A 16,581-nucleotide genomic window follows, 5' to 3' on the forward strand; every position below is an offset into this window, starting at 1 on the left:
CCGAAATCGATTATCCGATTAAACCGAACGGGTGTGCTCCGACACGCCGCCTGCACCTTAGTCAGCTCATTGATAGATGTACATATACAGCTGATTTATCCCGCCATTTTGAGCGCAGAAATTCAACCAGACAAAAAATCAATATCACATATTGCAAACGAACGTTCGTTCGCCGATATATTCTACGCGTGGTTTGCGGAGGAGCTCAATTTGTCGCGCGGGGTATTTGCCCACGTTCAAGGATCACCCGTTTGCCGAAATCCAGCTCTTCTTCGAACACAGCCCAACAATTCAATTGTCAAAGGCAAAATTCATTATGGCATTCCCTCACCTTCGAGTTTGCAAAGCTCTGGCTGCTGTTGCGTTCCTGTTTTCCAGCGCATCAATAGCGGCGTCAGAAACTCAGTTAAAATATGAAGTCCAGTTGGATGGAAAGCCGGTCGGCACGCTCGACCTTGACCAGCGTGCCAACGCCGACGGCGGCTATCGATACAAACTGACAACACGCATTCAGACAAAATTTTTCCTGAGCAAAATCGATATCCGCAGCAATCTGCGAGAAACCGTGACGAAGACAGGCCTTCTTCTGGAAGCTTCCAACAAGTTATCCGACGGCAAGAAAACCTATTGGACCAAAATTGAACATTCAGGCGGAGAGTATCTTGCCTTTGCGGCACAAATGAAAAACCAACAGGAAATCGAAAACGAAGAGCTGATCGGCCTCGCCAAGGAAGTCGTTGCCTCCGTGGTGCCGTACGCTGGAGAAACGATGGCAGTTGCTGAAATTCTTTTGTCTGATGAAAAGAACAATCCAAAGCACCAGCGATTGAAACCTGACCACTTCGATACAACCCTGATCAGCCTCCCCCTCTTTTGGCAACGGAACAACCAACAGTTTCCATCATCGTTTCGCATACTCGACACAGAAAACATGTCGGTATTTGAGGCCAAAACGGAGTATTTGGGCGCAAAACACCTTTCTTCCGGCGAGCTCCAAATCCCAGTTCGTCATTATCGGCTACAAGCTGGTGACGGCAATCCTATGGACATATGGTTTGCCACTGCGAACTCCGGCCTCGCCTATTTCGCCAAACTCAAAGGCAAAGAAGATGGCACTGCATTCAACGTTCAACTCATTGGAAAAAACTAGTCAACTGATTGGGTGCCAACGTCTTTTGGTTAGATGAATCAACTGATCTCAAAATCGTCCACGGCAATTTCCACCAATTGCAAATTTGACGCATTCTAATTTGCAATCCTATCTTGCCGCAACGCAGCAAATGCGCTAGGTCGGAGCCGGTTTTTTCTTTCGGCCCGGTCCTGGCCAAATCCCTATTCCTCCACCTCAGGGCTTGTCAGCCTCCCGGCCGGCCGAAAGTCTGTTCCACGATCCGTATTGGAGATATACAAATGCTCGGCAAAAAAGTTCCTTTTGTCACCTTCCGCACCCGCGTTCGAGACGAATCCATCGAAGGCCCGAATCCGTTCCGCTGGGAAGACAAAACCAGCGACGACTACTTCAAAGGCAAGAAGGTTGTTCTGTTCTCCCTTCCGGGTGCATTCACACCAACTTGCTCCACATTCCAGCTGCCGGACTTTGAAAAGCTGTCCGATGAGTTCAAGGCTGAAGGTGTCGACGAGATCTACTGCATCTCCGTCAATGACGCATTCGTCATGAACGCTTGGGCCAAAGCTCAGGGCGTTGACAAGGTCAAGGTCATTCCGGACGGCTCCGGCGAGTTCACCCGTAAGATGGGCATGCTGGTTGCCAAAGACAATCTGGGCTTCGGCATGCGATCCTGGCGGTATGGTGCGATCGTCAATGACGGCACCGTGGACCAGTGGTTTGAAGAGGAAGGTTTCTCCGACAACTGCGAAACCGACCCGTATGGCGTCTCTTCTCCGCAGAACATCCTGGAGAAGCTGAAAGCTTCTAAGGTTGAAGCCGCCTAAGATTTCTGCTTTTCCGATTTTTTAAAGCCCCGGGACACCAGTTCCGGGGCTTTTGTTTGACTGAAACTAAAGAACTTCAGCGCAACCGGAAACGCCATCAACAGGCATGATTTCAATATCACCGTTGGCGAGTGCGGCAGTCACAGCGTCCACATCATCCACGATATCGGCAACAAGCTCCCGATTGTGGTCGTCTACTGCCCAGCCAATTCCATTGTCTTTTGCGGATAGAACTTTCAAACCGCCGGACCACGTGCCATCTGCAACAGACTTCCAACTGTCGTAGGCAGCCTCATTCACCCGTTTCAAAGCGCTGGTAAGAACTGTTCCTGGAATAAAGCCATTCTGGTTGTCATCCACCATTATGACAAATGCACCTGCTGCTTTCGCAGCCTTTGCCACCCCTTCTGAGGCCAATCCGGCCGTTGCGAACACAACATCAGCGCCTTGGGCAAACATTTCTTTGCCAACCAGTTTGCCACGTTGAATATCGCGGAAGGACAAGATGTCTTGTCCAATGAATGCTGAAAGGATTTCTACATCGGACTTTGCGTGTTTCGCGCCTGCAGCAAACCCGCACATGAACCGCCGGACAGGCGGGATGTCCATGCCGCCGATTGTGCCAACGGTTCCAGTCTCAGTTTTGAGCCCGGCCACATAGCCAGCAAGAAATCCACTTTCATCATCGGCAAACAACACCGACCGCACATTGGGAAGGTCAGCAATGGCTGCATCGATGATCGTAAATTTGATGTCCGGGTATTTCTGCGCCACGTCACGAACCGCGTCGGAGTTTTCAAAACCGAGGATCAAGACATGTGTCACGCCATCAGCCGCGAAGTTCAAAAGAACCTGATGCGTTTCTTCTTTGCTTGTGCTGCTCCACTCGCGCAAGGAAATACCGAATTCTCCCGCAGCCCGTTCAGACCCCTCGGCAGCCAGTTGATTAAAGGACCCATCGTTTTTGGTATTGGTGTAGATAACCACACCAACAGGTTCAGCAGGAGCGCTGTAAACGAATCCTGAGACTAGAAGAAAAAGCGCGAGCCCCGATGCCAGGTAAAACTGCTTCAGCATTCCGCACATCCAGCAGGTGGCGTTGACAATTTCAAAGCGCTTCGCCCACTCAGCTGCAACTGAGCAACAGAGAAACGTGCACTTAAGGCGTATTACCGAAACAATAAACAGCTACAATTCGGTAAATACGTCCAACACTGCAACACTAAAGCTGTTTGTTTTTGCTAGACAATTCGCAAATTTACCTAACATAAGCCGGTCTTTAGCTGCCATTTTTCATCCGGCGCTGTTCATCATCGGAACGCAACTCGAGCCACATGGCGTTCAAAATCGCCAGGCAGCAAGCCAGTGGCATTCCAAGAACCCAGGCAAAATACCACATGGATGTCTCCTTTGTAGTGAGCCTCAATAGGCCGTGTGGTTGTCACGTTCGATGGTCTCTTCATCCACTTTGCCCCACAGCACCTTATAAACCCAGGCCGTGTAGAGGAGGATCATCGGCAGGAAGATGATGACGGCCACCAGCATGTTGAAGAGTGTGCGATGAGTAGACGATGCATCCCAGATGGTCAGGCTGGCATCCGGTTGAACAGAAGACGGCAAGATGAAGGGGAACATCGACACACCGACAGTCGCGATGTTGCCGAAAACAGCCATTTTGGAAAATACAAAGATCGGCATTTCAAGCCGGGTCTGTAGCAGGATCAAAGTGCCGGCCATGCCCACAAAACCGAAAACCGGCGCCAGCCAAAGAACCGGATGTGCAGCGTAGTTTCGGAGCCAGGCGCCCCCTTCGATCACCGCTTGTTTGGCAAGAGGGTTGGCCTGCATGTTTGGATCGACATCAGAGGTAATCCGGAACCCCTCAACGAAGCCGGTTGCAACCAGATAGCCGCCAGCCCCGAACAGCAGAATGCCCAACAAAGCGGCGAGCGTCCCCGTCCGGCGGGCCCGGACAGCAATTTCACCCGTAGTCCGCATCACCAGCCAGACCGCGCCATGCATGACAAGCATGGTGACGGATAACAGGCCGCACAGCAGCGGAAACGGTGAAAACAGATCAAAGAACGATCCCTCATAGGTCATGCGAAGGTCCGGATCGAGCCTGAACGGCACACCAAGCAGAACGTTGCCAACCGCCACTCCGAAAACCAGGGCCGGGACGAAAGAGCCGGTAAAGAGCGCCCAGTCCCAGGCATTGCGCCAGGCAGGATCAGGCCGCTTGGAGCGGTATTTAAAAGCCACCGGCCTTAGAATCATTGCGGCGAGCACAATGAACATGGCGAGGTAAAACCCGGAAAAGCTGATCGCATAAAGCGGTGGCCATGCAGCAAAAATCGCTCCGCCCCCGAGGATAAACCAGACCTGATTGCCTTCCCATGTGGCGCCAATGGTGTTGATCACCACCCTGCGCTCAATATCCGTTCCAGCAATGAAGGGCAGCAGCGTTCCGACCCCCATGTCGAAGCCGTCCGTGACAGCAAAACCGATCAGGAGAACACCGAGCAGCAGCCACCAAATCATTTTCAGGGTCGAATAATCGATGAATTCGTGAAGGATCATGACCGATTACTCCGCTGGAACTGGGGTTGCGTCTGACACAGCAGGCCGCACCGGTTTTTGGTGAGACGGGGCCGCCTCTCCATCGTCGGGACCGATTTTGATGTATTTGATCATAAGCGCGATTTCGATCACCAGGAGCACACTGTAGAGCGCGATAAATCCGGCGAGCGTCAGCAGCACTTCGGTTACAGACAGGCTGGAAACCGCTGCCGAGGTGGGCAGCATGCTTTCGATGATCCAGGGCTGCCGGCCATATTCGGCAACGAACCATCCCATTTCGCAGGCAATCCAGGGAAGCGGGATCGACCAGACCGCGATATGCAAGATCCAGCGGCGTTTTTCGGTCAACGTGTCGAGCCGGCCGGAGGAGGAGTAATAGAAAAACACCGCAGTCAGCAGGATGAAGAAGAAGCCGCAAGCGACCATGATCCGGAATGCATAGAACATCGGCCAGACATTCGGCACTGTGGACCAGGCCGCAGCCTCAACCTGCTCGGTCGTCGCCTCCATTGGCGTGTCTGTAAATGGCAGCAGCAGATAGGCGTAGCCAAGCGAGTTGGCGTTTTGCTGGAATGTCTCCCGCAGGTCCTCATCCGCCTCGGCCGGATTGGCCCGGATCTTCTGCAAGGCATCCCAGGCAACTGCCCCCTGCCGGATACGGTCCTTGGACCGATCGACCAGCTCCTTGATCCCCGGAATGACCGTGTTCAGAGACCGGGTCGCGATCAGGCCCATGACATAAGGCACTTCGATAGCAAAAGCGTTTTCGCGTTTTTCCATATCCGGCCAGGCAACCACGTTGAACGCGGCAGGAGCCGGTTCGGTTTCCCACATCGCTTCAATGGTGGCGAGTTTCATCTTCTGGTTCAAATTGGCTTCGTAGCCGCTTTCATCACCCAGTACGACCACAGACAATGCGGAAGCAAACCCAAAGGCCGAAGCAATCGCGACGGACCGCTTGGCGATCTGCATGTGCCGGCCCTGAAGCAGGTACCAGGATGAGATCCCAATCACGAACATCGCTGCGGTGACATATCCAGCCGAAACCGTATGCACAAATTTGGCCTGTGCCACCGGGTTGAACAACACATCGAAAAAGCTGGTCACTTCCATCCGCATGGTGTCGGGATTGAACATCGCGCCGACCGGGTGTTGCATCCAGCCGTTGGCGATCAGGATCCAGAGTGCGGAGAAATTGGTGCCGAGCGCCACCGCCCAGGTGGCCGCCAAATGCTGGCGTTTCGACAACTTATCCCAGCCAAAGAAGAACAGACCAACAAAGGTCGCCTCCATGAAGAAGGCCATCAGCCCTTCGATGGCGAGTGGCGCGCCAAAGACATCGCCGACATATTGGCTGAAATAAGCCCAGTTCATGCCGAACTGGAACTCCATGGTAAGCCCGGTCGCAACTCCGAGCACAAAATTGATGCCAAAGAGCGTGCCCCAGAATTTGACCATCCGCTTCCAGATCTCGCGGCCGGTCATGACATAGACCGTTTCCATCGTGGCCAGGAGGACTGACAGTCCAATGGTCAATGGCACAAACAAGAAGTGGTAGAGAGCTGTCATGGCAAATTGCAGCCGCGACAGGTCGACGACACTGAGTTCCATCATTTCCCCCTTTTCAAGCCGGGACGGCCTGAGCACATAACGGGGATCGTGGCTTACGCTCGAGAAGAGGTCAATGCGGCAGTTTCGACGCAGGATTGCATAAGGTTACAAAAATGCAGGCGAATTTTGTTCCAAAAGGGAAACAATAGCCGGCTTATTCGGCCGCCAGATCCAGTTTTCGCTGGTTGAGGAACAGGACACTGCCAGCCGATTCAAGCTCTATACGCTTGTGGGCAATCATCAAGACGGCCGCCCGTCCGCGGAAGGAAAAAAACCGTTCCAGAACATCCATTGTTGTGTCCGCGTCCAGCCCTTCGGTCATCTCATCAAGGATGAACAAATCAGGACTGGTCAGGAAAGCGCGCGCCAAAGCAAGGCGCCTTTGCTCACCGCCCGACAGGCCAAGCCCGCCCTCACCGAGCACCGTTTCCAGGCCGTCCGGGCTTTCTGAAATTCTTTGGGCAACGGCGGCTTGCGCCAATGCGATCCAAAGTTCCGTATCCGTTGCTGCCGGATTGGCGATCCGCAGATTCGCTGCGACCGTATCATTGAAGAGATGCGGCCGCTGGCTGAGAACAGTCACTTTTGAACGCAACTCTGCTTCCGGGATACTGGCAAGATCGCGGCCATTCAGCAGGATACGCCCCTGCCCGGCGCTGCGAAGCCGTGCTCCCAGCGCTGCCACCGTGCTTTTGCCGCACCCGCTTCGCCCGGCAATCGCCAGTGTTTCTTTCTCACCGATTTCGAACGCCAGATTGTCCAAAACATCCCGTTCTGCTCCAGGATAGCGGAATGAAACGGAATCGAATTTCAAAATTGCTTGGGACTGGTCGTTTTCAGGCGCAAAACGCTCTTCAACCGGTGTCTTTCGTGGCGTCGCCACTGTGTCCTTCTCAAGAAGGTAGTTGGTCCGGTTTGCAGCCAACTCCATGCGCGGCAGTTTAATCAAGCCGGAAAGAATGGATCCGAAGACTTCGGGAACAGCGATGGCAGCAAGCACCAGACCAATGGCAAGGCCCGGAGAAAGGTCGGCGGTAGAAACGGCCGCAGCAACAGCTATCAGCATAACGGCTACGAAGACTTGTCCGACAGCTGTGGAAAGACACGTTAAGCGAACAGATCGGCGCTCTTCTATGTCTTCAGCAGCACCTTGCCGTGTGTCTGCAGTCACTATGGTCTCGGCTACCGGCGCCAATCCACCAAACACTGAAAGATCCCGGCGACCAGATACCATGTCTGTTGCCCGCAGCCGCATAGCTTCGCTTGCGGCATCTGCGCGCCGGGCTGCATTTACATCCGCAGTTTTTGCCGCGAAAACAGCAAGCCCTGTCCAGATTACCAAGAACAAGGTTCCGCTGATCGCCACGATCACCGGCATCGAAAACCATACGGCAATCAACCCTACCGTCACCACAGCAATAACCGCGAAGGGGACAACCAGCCGAAGATAAATCCCATCCAGGGCCGCAATATCGACGGTCAACCGGTTCAACAAAAGCCCGGAGCGTTGTCCCCTTGCGGACCGGTCAGCCATCGCGGAGAACAATTTGTTCCTGAGATCACTTAAGAACCGGAAAGTCGCATCGTGGGTCAGCAAGCGCTCGGCGTACCGGCCGGCTGTGCGTGAAATTGCCAGCGCCCGGATCAGGGCGCTCGGCACAAAGATATTCAGAAAGATGCCGGTCGCCCCGGCAATTCCGGCAACGGTGATAAACCAGCCAGCCACACCAAGGAGAAGCAGACCAGATATTGCCGGAATGAGTGCGGCCAAAATCCCAAGGCAGAAGGATAGCCTGTTGTGCCGATATTGGCGGCAAATGAAGGTCCAGATGGCGGTCATACGATCGCCTCCATCACCTTGGCCCCGGCATAGCGGGCCAAATCGATCTTCTGTCCCGGCAAAGCCAAAACCGCCGGATTGTGGGTCGCGATCACAGCTGTCCGGCCTTCGCAGAGTTTCTTCAAACCGGAAATCACATCCGCGGCAGTTTCATCATCAAGGCCGGCGGTTGGCTCATCTGCCAGTAACAGAGCAGCACTCTTGCGCACTGCTGCGCGGGCCAGCGCGATCCGGCGGATTTCCCCCACCGACAGACCGAAGCCATCTTCGCCAAGCGGTGTTGCCAAACCGCGCGGCAATCCGCGGACAAGCGTTTCGGCCCCCGCCAACTGCAATGCAGCCCAAAGGTTGTCGTCGCTGACCTTATTCTCCGGGTTGGCGCCCCGCAGCAAATTGGCTTTCAAAGAGCCGTGAAACAGCTTCGGTGCCTGACCGAGCCACATGGTGTTTTGGCGAAGCTGGTGGGCAAAGTCCGGATCAAGGTTCTGACCGTTAATCCGAACCGCCCCACTGTTTGGCGAATGAAATCCGAGGATGCCATCGATCAACGTGGTTTTTCCGCTGCCGCTTGGACCAAACAAAAGTACCGTTTGGCCGGACGCAATCTGAAGATCAAAGTCTTCGTATATCGGCCGCTCGCCATAAGAAATCGATACACCGTCAAAATGGATCGCTGGCGGAGCCGAGAGGCCGCCATCTTGTGTGGCAGAAGCACCCTCTGACACCTGCCTCTCCGGCTGTGGCAAGTCTCGTGTCAGGGCCGTCAACTTTTCCTGTGCAGCCAGACCCGCCGCTCTGTCATGATAGGCCGCAGCAAATCCGCGTAAGGGAGCAAAAAACTCAGGCGCCAGCAGCAACACAAACAAACCGCCCCAATACGTCAGTGGAACGCCCCACGTTCCGAAGGAGATGTCGCCGAGCAGTGAGAAACCGATATAGACAGCGGCAAAGGCAATTCCAAGCGCGGAAAACAATTCCAAAACCGTGGAAGACAGAAAGGCGATTTTCAGAACATTCATCGTGCCCCGGCGAAAGCTGTCACCGGCTTGACGCACGTTTTCTTGCGTGCGGTCCAAGGCGCCAAACAGCGTCAGGGTTTCCAAGCCGCGGATCCGGTCCAGCAATGTACCACTGAGCCGGGTCAGTTCGTCCTGTTGATCCGCGCTCGCCTTTTTCGCTCGGATCCCGATCAGCGCCATGAACAACGGGATCAACGGGCCGCAGATCAATAGGATGATTGAGGCGATCCAGCTGATCGGCAGCACTGCCAGGACGATCACCAATGGCACGATTTTCACCCGCATCATCTGTGGCAGATAATTCCGGTAATATGGCCCGAGCAGATCGACTTGTTCGGTTAAATGCGCTGCAAAGGCGCCAGAAGACGGAAACAGCGCCGACGGTGAGACTTTTGCAGCAGCGGCCAAAAGGCTGGTCCGGGCAACGCTTTGAACGGTGCGCGCGGCGCGGCGCGCCATATTCATAGCAAAAGACTGAAGACCAACGCGCAAAAGGGCGAGCATCACCACGCCAACCGCAGCTGCAAAAACAGGCATCAAAGCACCTGTTGAATCAAGCGGTTTGCTGCTGAGCAAAAATGGCTCAAGCATCGATGCAGCGGCATATGCGATCAGCGCGGCTTGTGGAATCCAAAAAAGATCCGCAATTGCCAGGAGCCGTCCGGCCCGGCGCAATTGAGATGCCTCGTCTGGCCCTGGAACTCCAATCGGCGCCTGCGCCCCCTCTCCCGGTCTATATTCAGCGCCGGACGCCGCGGTCCTTTTGGTATTACGTCGTTTCATCAAAAGCTAATTGCCGCGCTCCCACCGCGAAATTTTTGAGGCGTTTTGTGTTCCGTCCTAGCCTCAATATCCATCCACGTCAGTCTTATACCCGGTATATTCCGTTTTCCATCAATCGCCATTGTTTACTACCGTTTTCAAGAGTGTTTCCGGTGATTTCTACCCAGGAAAGACCTTCAAACTGGCTCCGATACGAAAACGGGAAACCCGATAGGGTGTTTATCCAATCGATCCGGACAAAAGAAAATGACCTTCGTCAATTCCAGATCTGCGCCCAAAACAAATTTTGTTGGCTGTGATGAAGGACAAAAAACTTCTCAAATACAAACGAAACGGGCGGACCAAATGGCCCGCCCGTTTAAATTATTGTCCAGCAGATGAATTACTTCATCGTCGGAATGGAGAACTCCGCACCCTGCCGGATGCCCGACGGCCAGCGCGACGTGACCGTTTTTGTCCGGGTGTAGAACTTGAACGCATCCGGGCCGTGCTGGTTCAGATCGCCGAAGCCGGATTTTTTCCAGCCGCCGAAGGTGTGGTAGGCCAGCGGCACAGGGATCGGCACGTTAATGCCAACCATGCCGATGTTGATCCGGTTGGCAAAGTCACGTGCGGTATCACCGTCGCGGGTGAAGATCGCGGTGCCGTTGCCGTACTCGTGGTCCATGGCAAGGCCAATGGCTTCCTCGTAGGTCTTGGCGCGCACGGTCGACAGGACCGGACCGAAAATCTCGGTCTTGTAGATGTCCATATCCTTGGTGACATGGTCAAACAGGTGCGGGCCAACGAAGAAACCGTTCTCATAACCCTGCAGTTTGAAGTCCCGGTTGTCGACAACCAGCTTCGCGCCCTGATCAACACCCGTATTGATCAGGCGCAGGATGTTTTCTTGAGCCGCTTTGGTCACGACCGGACCAAAGTCAACGTCATCGCCAGCTGTCCAAGGACCAACTTTCAGCGCTTCAACACGCGGAACCAGCTTTTCAACGAGGCGATCGGCAGTTTCTTCACCAACCGGAACGGCAACGGAGATCGCCATGCAGCGCTCGCCAGCTGCGCCGAAACCAGCACCAACCAGTGCATCTGCTGCCTGATCCAGGTCGGCATCCGGCATGATGATCATGTGGTTCTTCGCGCCGCCGAAGCACTGCGCCCGTTTCCCGTTCTCAGCGGCCCGGTGGTAGATGTAATGCGCGATCGGCGTGGAGCCGACAAAACCAACGGCCTGGATGGTCGGGTTGTCGAGGATCGCGTCAACAGACTCCTTGTCGCCGTTGACAACGTTCAGGACGCCATCCGGCAGACCAGCTTCTTTCAAGAGTTCAGCCAGCATGAGCGGAACGGACGGATCACGCTCGGAGGGCTTCATGATCATGGCGTTACCGGCAACAAGCGCCGGCCCCATTTTCCAAAGCGGGATCATGGCCGGGAAGTTGAACGGCGTGATACCGGCAACAACGCCAAGCGGCTGGCGCATGGAGTACATGTCGATCCCAGGACCGGCACTGTCGGTGAATTCACCTTTGAGGAGATGCGGCGCACCGGTGCAGAATTCGATCACTTCCAGACCCCGCTGCACATCGCCCTTGGCGTCGACAAAGGTCTTGCCGTGTTCCGAAGACAGCTTTTCCGCCAGCTTGTCCATGTCGCGGTTGATGAGGTCGACGAACTTCATCATCACGCGGGCGCGCTTTTGCGGGTTCTGTGCGGCCCAGGCCGGCTGTGCGGCAGCAGCGTTTGCAACGGCAGCTTCCATTTCGGCAGTTGTTGCCAGTGCGACTTGCGCCTGCACTTCACCGGTGGCCGGGTTGAAGACGTCTGCGTAACGGCCGGAGGTGCCTTCGACACGCTTGCCGCCAATAAAATGACCGATCTTTTCCATTTGCGTTTCTCCCATGAAGTCCGATCGACTTGCCGCGCAGCTGAACGCCCCGCGTTGATCATGAACCTGTTGTCGCTTTTATTTTTGCAACATACAAGACGAGATAACCCGTATCCGTTGTGCATTTTTTATAGTTATATTAAATGCGTTTTGTTAGTTTTCCGTCATTGCCGGGCTTGAAGAGCCTGCGCCCGGCCTGAACGGGTGGCAATCCATACCGTGAATTCCGCTTCAATAACTGAGACCACGATCATTAGATAGGAAACGGCATGGATCACCGGGTCAAGCCCGGTGATGACGACGGTAGAGAAATTGAGCAAAATCATGAACTGGGACGACATCCGCATTTTTTTGGCAATTGCCCGCACTGGGCAGATCCTGGCTGCCGGCAAGCGGCTGGGATTGAACCATGCAACTGTTGCCCGGCGTTTAACAGCGCTTGAGGACAGCCTGGGCAAACGGCTGTTCGACCGCTCCACGTCCGGCTGCGTGTTGACAGATGCTGGAAGCCGGTTCTTTGAGCGCGCGGAAACAATAGAAGCTGAAGCGCTCGCTGCCGAAGCAGATCTTGGTGGCGACACGCCGGAAATCACCGGAACGGTGCGCATTGGTGCCCCAGACGGGTTTGGCGTTGCTTATCTCGCCCCCCGCCTTGGGCTTTTGACACACCAGCACCCAGGTTTGACGGCTCAGCTTGTCCCGGTCTCCCGCTCGTTTTCCCTCTCCCGGCGCGAAGCAGACATTGCAGTCACCATCGACCGGCCCGAAACCGGGCGGCTGATCGCAGGCAAGCTGGTGGATTACGCGCTCGGTCTTTATGCGTCCAAGACCTACCTGACAGAGCGAGGCACGCCCAAGAACTCAAGCGATTTAAGCGCGCACGACCTTATCGGCTATGTAGAAGACCTTCTTTATTCCGCGTCCCTCAATTACGGCACGGAGTTTTTCAAAGGCTGGTCTGCCCGCTATGAGATTGCGTCGGCCCTTGGCCAAACTGAGGCCGTCCGGGCGGGAGCCGGGATCGGCATCCTGCACGATTTTATCGCGCGCGCGGACCCTAACCTGGTTCCGGTCTTGCCGGACATGAAATTAAAGCGCGCTTACTGGATGGTGACCCACGAAAGTTCCCGCCCCTTGCGCCACGTCGCAGCCGTGCAAGACTTTTTGCGCGATCAGGTCGCGCGAGACCGGGCAATTTTTGGGTAGATCCGGTTTGTACTGATCTGAGCAGCGCCTGTGCCCAGTACATCAAAATGTGATTCAGAAAGAGAACAGGAAATCCGGTAAGCTTCGCCTTTTACAGGGAGGAAGTATCATGCCGCTTGCCCGTTTATGCCGTGCTGTCATCCTTTGTTTGATCATGACCACAGCGCCCGCACGCGCGAGCGACCAATTGCCAGAGCCGGAACTCGGTGACAACGGACTGCACATTCAGCCCTGGTTTCACGAAGGTTTTCTGGAACTGGCCGATGACTTGGCTGAGGCGGCAGACAACGGAAAGGATCTTTTGATCCTCATCGAACAGGCAGGCTGCCCCTATTGCCGGGAGTTGCACGAAGTGAACCTGCGCATTCCGCGGATTACAGACTACTTGAATGAGAAGTTTCTGGTCGTCCAGCTCGATATGCGCGGCTCACGGGAAGTCGTCGATTTCGACGGAACAGCAATGGAAGAGCGGGCGCTGGTGCGCAAATGGGCCGTCAACTTCACCCCGACGATGATGTTCGTGCCAAAGGAAGCGCTGGACGGCACCGGAACCGCGAAGGAGCGGACAGTGATGACGATGCCGGGCTACTTCAAACCCTTCCACTTCGACACGATGTTGCATTTCATCGCATCTGACGCTTATGACGGAGGCGATTTTCAGCGGTATCTGGATGAGCGGGCGCAGACACTCCGCGCAGCGGGGGAAAAGGTCGACATCTGGTAACCCCCTGCTCCGCATTCTGACCTGAGTTACCGCCACGTCTCGGTCGCAGCGATCCACTCGCGTGTCCGGCTTTCCGGGTCGGCATTCAAGGTAATGTCGGTAACAACTGCAGCGCTGTCGGCACCATGCTCGAAAACGCCAGGAATACGCTCCACATTGAGCCCGCCAATGGCAACCAGCGGCAGATCGCCGACTTGTTTCTTCCAGCGGCCGATCTTTTCCAGACCTTGCGGTGCCCATTTCATCTTCTTCAAAATGGTCGGATAGACCGGGCCCAGCGCGACATAATCAGGGTTCACAGAAAGCGCTGCGTCCAGCTCGTCACCATCGTGGGTGGACACACCCAATTTCAGACCCGCCTTGCGGATTTCCTCCACGTCGGCGTCCGCTAGATCTTCTTGCCCGAGATGCACAAAGTCACAGCCTTCGGAAATGGCGAGTTGCCAATAATCGTTCACGATCAATTGGCAGCCGTGTTTTTCACACACGGCCTTGGAGGCTTGGATCTGCCGGGCGATGTCCGTCTCCGGATGATCCTTGACGCGCAGCTGCACCAGTTTCACGCCAACCGGCACCAGCCGTTCGATCCAATCCGAACTGTCAACGATGAGGTAAAAAGGGTCGAGCTTCATTCAAAAACCGCCATGCCAATGACTGGAGTGGAAGGAACCGCCATATCGCGCGGCGCTAAAGGTTGGGCCTTATAAGCTGTTCGCCCGGCAGAAACGGCCTCACCGAAGGCTTTGGCCATGGCCACAGGATCTCCGGCCTTGGCAACAGCAGTGTTTAAAAGCACTGCGTCAAAGCCATATTCCATGACCTCCATCGCATGCGACGGACGCCCCAACCCGGCATCAACAACCAGCGGCACATCCGGGAAATGTGCCCGATAGGTTTCTAAACCATCCGGATCAATGGGGCCTCGCGCGGACCCAATTGGTGCGCACCAGGGCATCAGAACTTCACAGCCGGCGTCCAGCAACTTTTCTCCAACGATTACATCCGCCGTTGTGTAGGGAAAGACCTTGAAACCGTCTTCGATCAGGATCTTCGCAGCTTCCACGAGCCCAAAGACATCCGGCTGCAGGCTGTCGTGATGGCCGATCACTTCCAGCTTGATCCAGTCCGTGCCGAACACTTCCCGGGCCATTTTTGCCGTGGTGACCGCTTCCTTGACCGTGTGGCATCCGGCCGTATTCGGCAGCACTTTGACGTTCAATCCCCGGATCAGATCCCAGAACCCGCCCCTTCCAGCACCTGCTGCCATTTCCCGGCGCAGGGAAACCGTCACGATCTCCGTACCGGACGCTTTGACCGCGTCGGCAAGACATTGGGGAGATGGATATTGCGCAGTTCCCAAAAGAAGACGGGATTGCACCTCTTCACCATAAAATGAAACCACCGGTCAGCCTCCCTGGCGCGGCGACAGGATCTCGATCTTGTCACCCTCTTTCAAAACACAGTCCGCCCGCTCTTCAACCGGGACAAAGTCGCTGTTGAGAGCTGTTGCCAGAAACTCCGGCTCAAAGCCAAGTTCGGCAATCAGCACATCCAACGTTTTTGCGGAGACCGTCTGATCTTCGCCGTTGACGGTGAGGTTCATATCATCGCCTCATTGCATGATGAGAGAATTTGGTTTGCGGCCCTTTGAGCCATAGAGGGCGCCAGCAAAAAGCCATGCCGGTAAAAACCGTTGAGCGAGAATCGGTTTCCGTCCTGCCGGACTTGCGGAAAATTGTCGGCATAGGCCGGGCGGATGCCGGTACCGGTTTCGACAATCTGCGCTTCGGCGAAGGCCGGGTGAACAGCATAGGCAGCGTTCAAGAGCTCCATGAGCGAGCGGACTGTAACCGGCCCGTCCTGATCGCTTTCGATCATCGTCGCCCCGACCATGAAATGATGATTGTCCCGCGGCACGATATAAACGGGGATCCTTGGATGCAGCAGGCGGACCGGACGCGACAGAGTGACATCCGGGGCATGCAAGATTGCCATTTCCCCGCGCACACCGCGCAATCCCGTCTCCGAAGCTTTCATGCCGGTGCAATCAACTTCAATATCCGCCCCGGCTGACACCTCCGCCGGTGCCTGGCAAAACCGAACGCCTAGTTTTTCCAAATTGTCCTTGAGCGCTGTCAGGGCCTTGCGCGGATCGAGATGGGCTTCGTCTTTAAAAAACAGTGCCTTTGAAAACCGCCCGGCCAGATCTGGCTCCAACTCGTCAACATCCGCACCGTCAATCCAGTCATAGCCGCTCGTGCGACTAGCAAAACGGGAGAGCTCCGTTCTGTCACGCGGAGGCGCAACTACCAGCGTGCCCTTTATATAAACATGCCCGGGCAGCACCGCGTCCCACCAGCTCACCGCCTCTTTGCCCAATAAAAGAACGTCTTCTGCAGCATTCTCCCGCTCGCACCAGGGCGCCAGCATGCCGCCGGCATACCACGAGGCGCTTTTTGAGCCGGGTCCTGACGGATCCACAACGGTGACATCAGCTCCACGCGTTGCCAACTCATGAGCAAGCGCAAGTCCTGCAACACCCGCCCCTGTGACCACCACAGTTGTCCGGCCCGCACCGGGATTGGCGCTGGTCTGATGCTGAGCTGCAAGTGCAGGCGACACTGAAGACCGCATTGGAATATCCTCTTTCAAGCGGTAAGCCGCCTGCAAGGTTAGTCCTACTGGAAATGCGAGAAGAAGGTGTCCAGCGATCAAACCAGTTTCAGCAGATCACTGACGCAGCCTGCGCGACACAGACCGTCCCACCATCCCTTCGCCAGCATGACCTGGATCAGGTTCATCGGGTCCCTGCGCTGCACGGATTATCCGTGCCAAGCAGCATCTCAGCCTCCTTTCGCAGAGGCACCCCGGGTGAAGCTCTGACATGCCTCTTCCGGGACCGGACTGTCAAGGGGTGCTCTTAAAGCTCAAAACTCAAATTGCAGGTCCGTGGGACCGGGAACCTGGAAACGGACTGTTCAAT

The 16,581-nt window shown here is 55.4% G+C and carries 16 protein-coding genes and 1 riboswitch; of the genes, 4 read left to right on the forward strand and 12 right to left on the reverse strand.

Annotated elements, in window-relative coordinates:
- The first annotated feature begins 151 nt into the window (after window positions 1-151).
- Window positions 152-1,150: a DUF6134 family protein gene (locus tag ACOOFE_RS14925; protein ID WP_420410785.1), complete on the forward strand. Its 999-nt coding sequence runs from the start codon at window positions 152-154 to the stop codon at window positions 1,148-1,150.
- A 260-nt stretch (window positions 1,151-1,410) separates the two neighbouring features.
- On the forward strand, window positions 1,411-1,953 hold the full coding sequence (locus ACOOFE_RS14930) for a peroxiredoxin (protein ID WP_420410786.1): 543 nt from the start codon (window positions 1,411-1,413) through the stop codon (window positions 1,951-1,953).
- 66 nt (window positions 1,954-2,019) lie between these two features.
- On the opposite strand, the gene ACOOFE_RS14935 is transcribed toward ACOOFE_RS14930, so the two are convergent.
- From ACOOFE_RS14935 to ACOOFE_RS14970, 8 genes are all read right to left on the reverse strand, one after another.
- Window positions 2,020-3,030, reverse strand: coding sequence for a BMP family lipoprotein (locus ACOOFE_RS14935; protein ID WP_420410787.1), 1,011 nt, complete (start codon window positions 3,028-3,030; stop codon window positions 2,020-2,022).
- A 202-nt stretch (window positions 3,031-3,232) separates the two neighbouring features.
- Window positions 3,233-3,352 (reverse strand): cytochrome bd-I oxidase subunit CydX, encoded by a 120-nt coding sequence (gene cydX, locus ACOOFE_RS14940; protein WP_420410788.1) that lies wholly within the window; start codon window positions 3,350-3,352, stop codon window positions 3,233-3,235.
- A gap of 23 nt (window positions 3,353-3,375) precedes the next feature.
- Window positions 3,376-4,533, reverse strand: a complete 1,158-nt coding sequence (cydB, locus tag ACOOFE_RS14945; protein ID WP_420410789.1) for a cytochrome d ubiquinol oxidase subunit II — start codon at window positions 4,531-4,533, stop codon at window positions 3,376-3,378.
- Between the two features lie 6 nt (window positions 4,534-4,539).
- On the reverse strand, window positions 4,540-6,144 hold the full coding sequence (locus ACOOFE_RS14950; protein ID WP_420415585.1) for a cytochrome ubiquinol oxidase subunit I: 1,605 nt from the start codon (window positions 6,142-6,144) through the stop codon (window positions 4,540-4,542).
- A gap of 154 nt (window positions 6,145-6,298) precedes the next feature.
- The gene (cydC, locus tag ACOOFE_RS14955; RefSeq protein ID WP_420410790.1) at window positions 6,299-7,984 is read right to left on the reverse strand and encodes a thiol reductant ABC exporter subunit CydC; all 1,686 of its coding nucleotides are present in this window, start codon (window positions 7,982-7,984) and stop codon (window positions 6,299-6,301) included.
- Entirely contained in the window at window positions 7,981-9,786 is a 1,806-nt protein-coding gene (cydD, locus tag ACOOFE_RS14960) for a thiol reductant ABC exporter subunit CydD (RefSeq protein WP_420410791.1), read from the reverse strand. The genes cydC and cydD overlap by 4 nt, the downstream gene beginning before the upstream one ends.
- A 382-nt stretch (window positions 9,787-10,168) precedes the next feature.
- A complete protein-coding gene (locus ACOOFE_RS14965; protein WP_141187062.1) occupies window positions 10,169-11,668 on the reverse strand; it encodes a CoA-acylating methylmalonate-semialdehyde dehydrogenase in 1,500 nt (499 codons plus the stop codon).
- Between the two features lie 164 nt (window positions 11,669-11,832).
- A complete protein-coding gene (locus ACOOFE_RS14970; protein WP_420410792.1) occupies window positions 11,833-11,994 on the reverse strand; it encodes a hypothetical protein in 162 nt (53 codons plus the stop codon).
- Here ACOOFE_RS14970 and ACOOFE_RS14975 point away from each other — a divergent pair.
- Together ACOOFE_RS14975 and ACOOFE_RS14980 are read left to right on the forward strand one after the other, a co-directional pair.
- Window positions 11,993-12,874 (forward strand): LysR substrate-binding domain-containing protein, encoded by an 882-nt coding sequence (locus tag ACOOFE_RS14975; RefSeq protein ID WP_420410793.1) that lies wholly within the window; start codon window positions 11,993-11,995, stop codon window positions 12,872-12,874. The two genes, ACOOFE_RS14970 and ACOOFE_RS14975, sit on opposite strands and share 2 nt — an antisense overlap.
- Before the next feature lie 109 nt (window positions 12,875-12,983).
- Complete coding sequence (locus ACOOFE_RS14980) at window positions 12,984-13,598, forward strand: thioredoxin family protein (protein WP_420410794.1); 615 nt, start codon at window positions 12,984-12,986, stop codon at window positions 13,596-13,598.
- Between the two features lie 26 nt (window positions 13,599-13,624).
- Here the strand turns inward: ACOOFE_RS14980 and ACOOFE_RS14985 are convergent, their stop codons facing one another.
- The 4 genes from ACOOFE_RS14985 to thiO are packed head-to-tail and all read right to left on the reverse strand — an operon-like array spanning window position 13,625 to window position 16,232.
- Window positions 13,625-14,230, reverse strand: coding sequence for a thiamine phosphate synthase (locus ACOOFE_RS14985; RefSeq protein ID WP_420410795.1), 606 nt, complete (start codon window positions 14,228-14,230; stop codon window positions 13,625-13,627).
- Window positions 14,227-15,000 (reverse strand): thiazole synthase, encoded by a 774-nt coding sequence (locus ACOOFE_RS14990; RefSeq protein ID WP_420410796.1) that lies wholly within the window; start codon window positions 14,998-15,000, stop codon window positions 14,227-14,229. Before ACOOFE_RS14990 ends, ACOOFE_RS14985 begins: the two co-directional genes overlap by 4 nt.
- A gap of 3 nt (window positions 15,001-15,003) precedes the next feature.
- Complete coding sequence (gene thiS, locus ACOOFE_RS14995; RefSeq protein WP_420410797.1) at window positions 15,004-15,201, reverse strand: sulfur carrier protein ThiS; 198 nt, start codon at window positions 15,199-15,201, stop codon at window positions 15,004-15,006.
- Complete coding sequence (gene thiO / locus ACOOFE_RS15000) at window positions 15,198-16,232, reverse strand: glycine oxidase ThiO (protein ID WP_420410798.1); 1,035 nt, start codon at window positions 16,230-16,232, stop codon at window positions 15,198-15,200. Before thiO ends, thiS begins: the two co-directional genes overlap by 4 nt.
- A 116-nt stretch (window positions 16,233-16,348) precedes the next feature.
- A riboswitch (TPP riboswitch) is annotated at window positions 16,349-16,478 on the reverse strand.
- Between the last annotated feature and the right edge of the window lie 103 nt (window positions 16,479-16,581).

Origin of the sequence: Roseibium sp. (genome assembly GCF_965216085.1) — a bacterium.
Lineage (GTDB): Bacteria > Pseudomonadota > Alphaproteobacteria > Rhizobiales > Stappiaceae > Roseibium.

Coding starts and splice junctions, on each gene's coding strand:
- ACOOFE_RS14930 (WP_420410786.1), top strand. CDS start 1,411: ATGCTCGGCAAAAAAGTTCCTTTTGTCACCTTCCGCACCCGCGTTCGA.
- ACOOFE_RS14935 (WP_420410787.1), bottom strand. CDS start 3,030: ATGCTGAAGCAGTTTTACCTGGCATCGGGGCTCGCGCTTTTTCTTCTA.
- cydX (WP_420410788.1), bottom strand. CDS start 3,352: ATGTGGTATTTTGCCTGGGTTCTTGGAATGCCACTGGCTTGCTGCCTG.
- cydB (WP_420410789.1), bottom strand. CDS start 4,533: ATGATCCTTCACGAATTCATCGATTATTCGACCCTGAAAATGATTTGG.
- ACOOFE_RS14950 (WP_420415585.1), bottom strand. CDS start 6,144: ATGGAACTCAGTGTCGTCGACCTGTCGCGGCTGCAATTTGCCATGACA.
- cydC (WP_420410790.1), bottom strand. CDS start 7,984: ATGACCGCCATCTGGACCTTCATTTGCCGCCAATATCGGCACAACAGG.
- cydD (WP_420410791.1), bottom strand. CDS start 9,786: ATGAAACGACGTAATACCAAAAGGACCGCGGCGTCCGGCGCTGAATAT.
- ACOOFE_RS14965 (WP_141187062.1), bottom strand. CDS start 11,668: ATGGAAAAGATCGGTCATTTTATTGGCGGCAAGCGTGTCGAAGGCACC.
- ACOOFE_RS14975 (WP_420410793.1), top strand. CDS start 11,993: ATGAACTGGGACGACATCCGCATTTTTTTGGCAATTGCCCGCACTGGG.
- ACOOFE_RS14970 (WP_420410792.1), bottom strand. CDS start 11,994: ATGATTTTGCTCAATTTCTCTACCGTCGTCATCACCGGGCTTGACCCG.
- ACOOFE_RS14980 (WP_420410794.1), top strand. CDS start 12,984: ATGCCGCTTGCCCGTTTATGCCGTGCTGTCATCCTTTGTTTGATCATG.
- ACOOFE_RS14985 (WP_420410795.1), bottom strand. CDS start 14,230: ATGAAGCTCGACCCTTTTTACCTCATCGTTGACAGTTCGGATTGGATC.
- thiS (WP_420410797.1), bottom strand. CDS start 15,201: ATGAACCTCACCGTCAACGGCGAAGATCAGACGGTCTCCGCAAAAACG.
- thiO (WP_420410798.1), bottom strand. CDS start 16,232: ATGCGGTCTTCAGTGTCGCCTGCACTTGCAGCTCAGCATCAGACCAGC.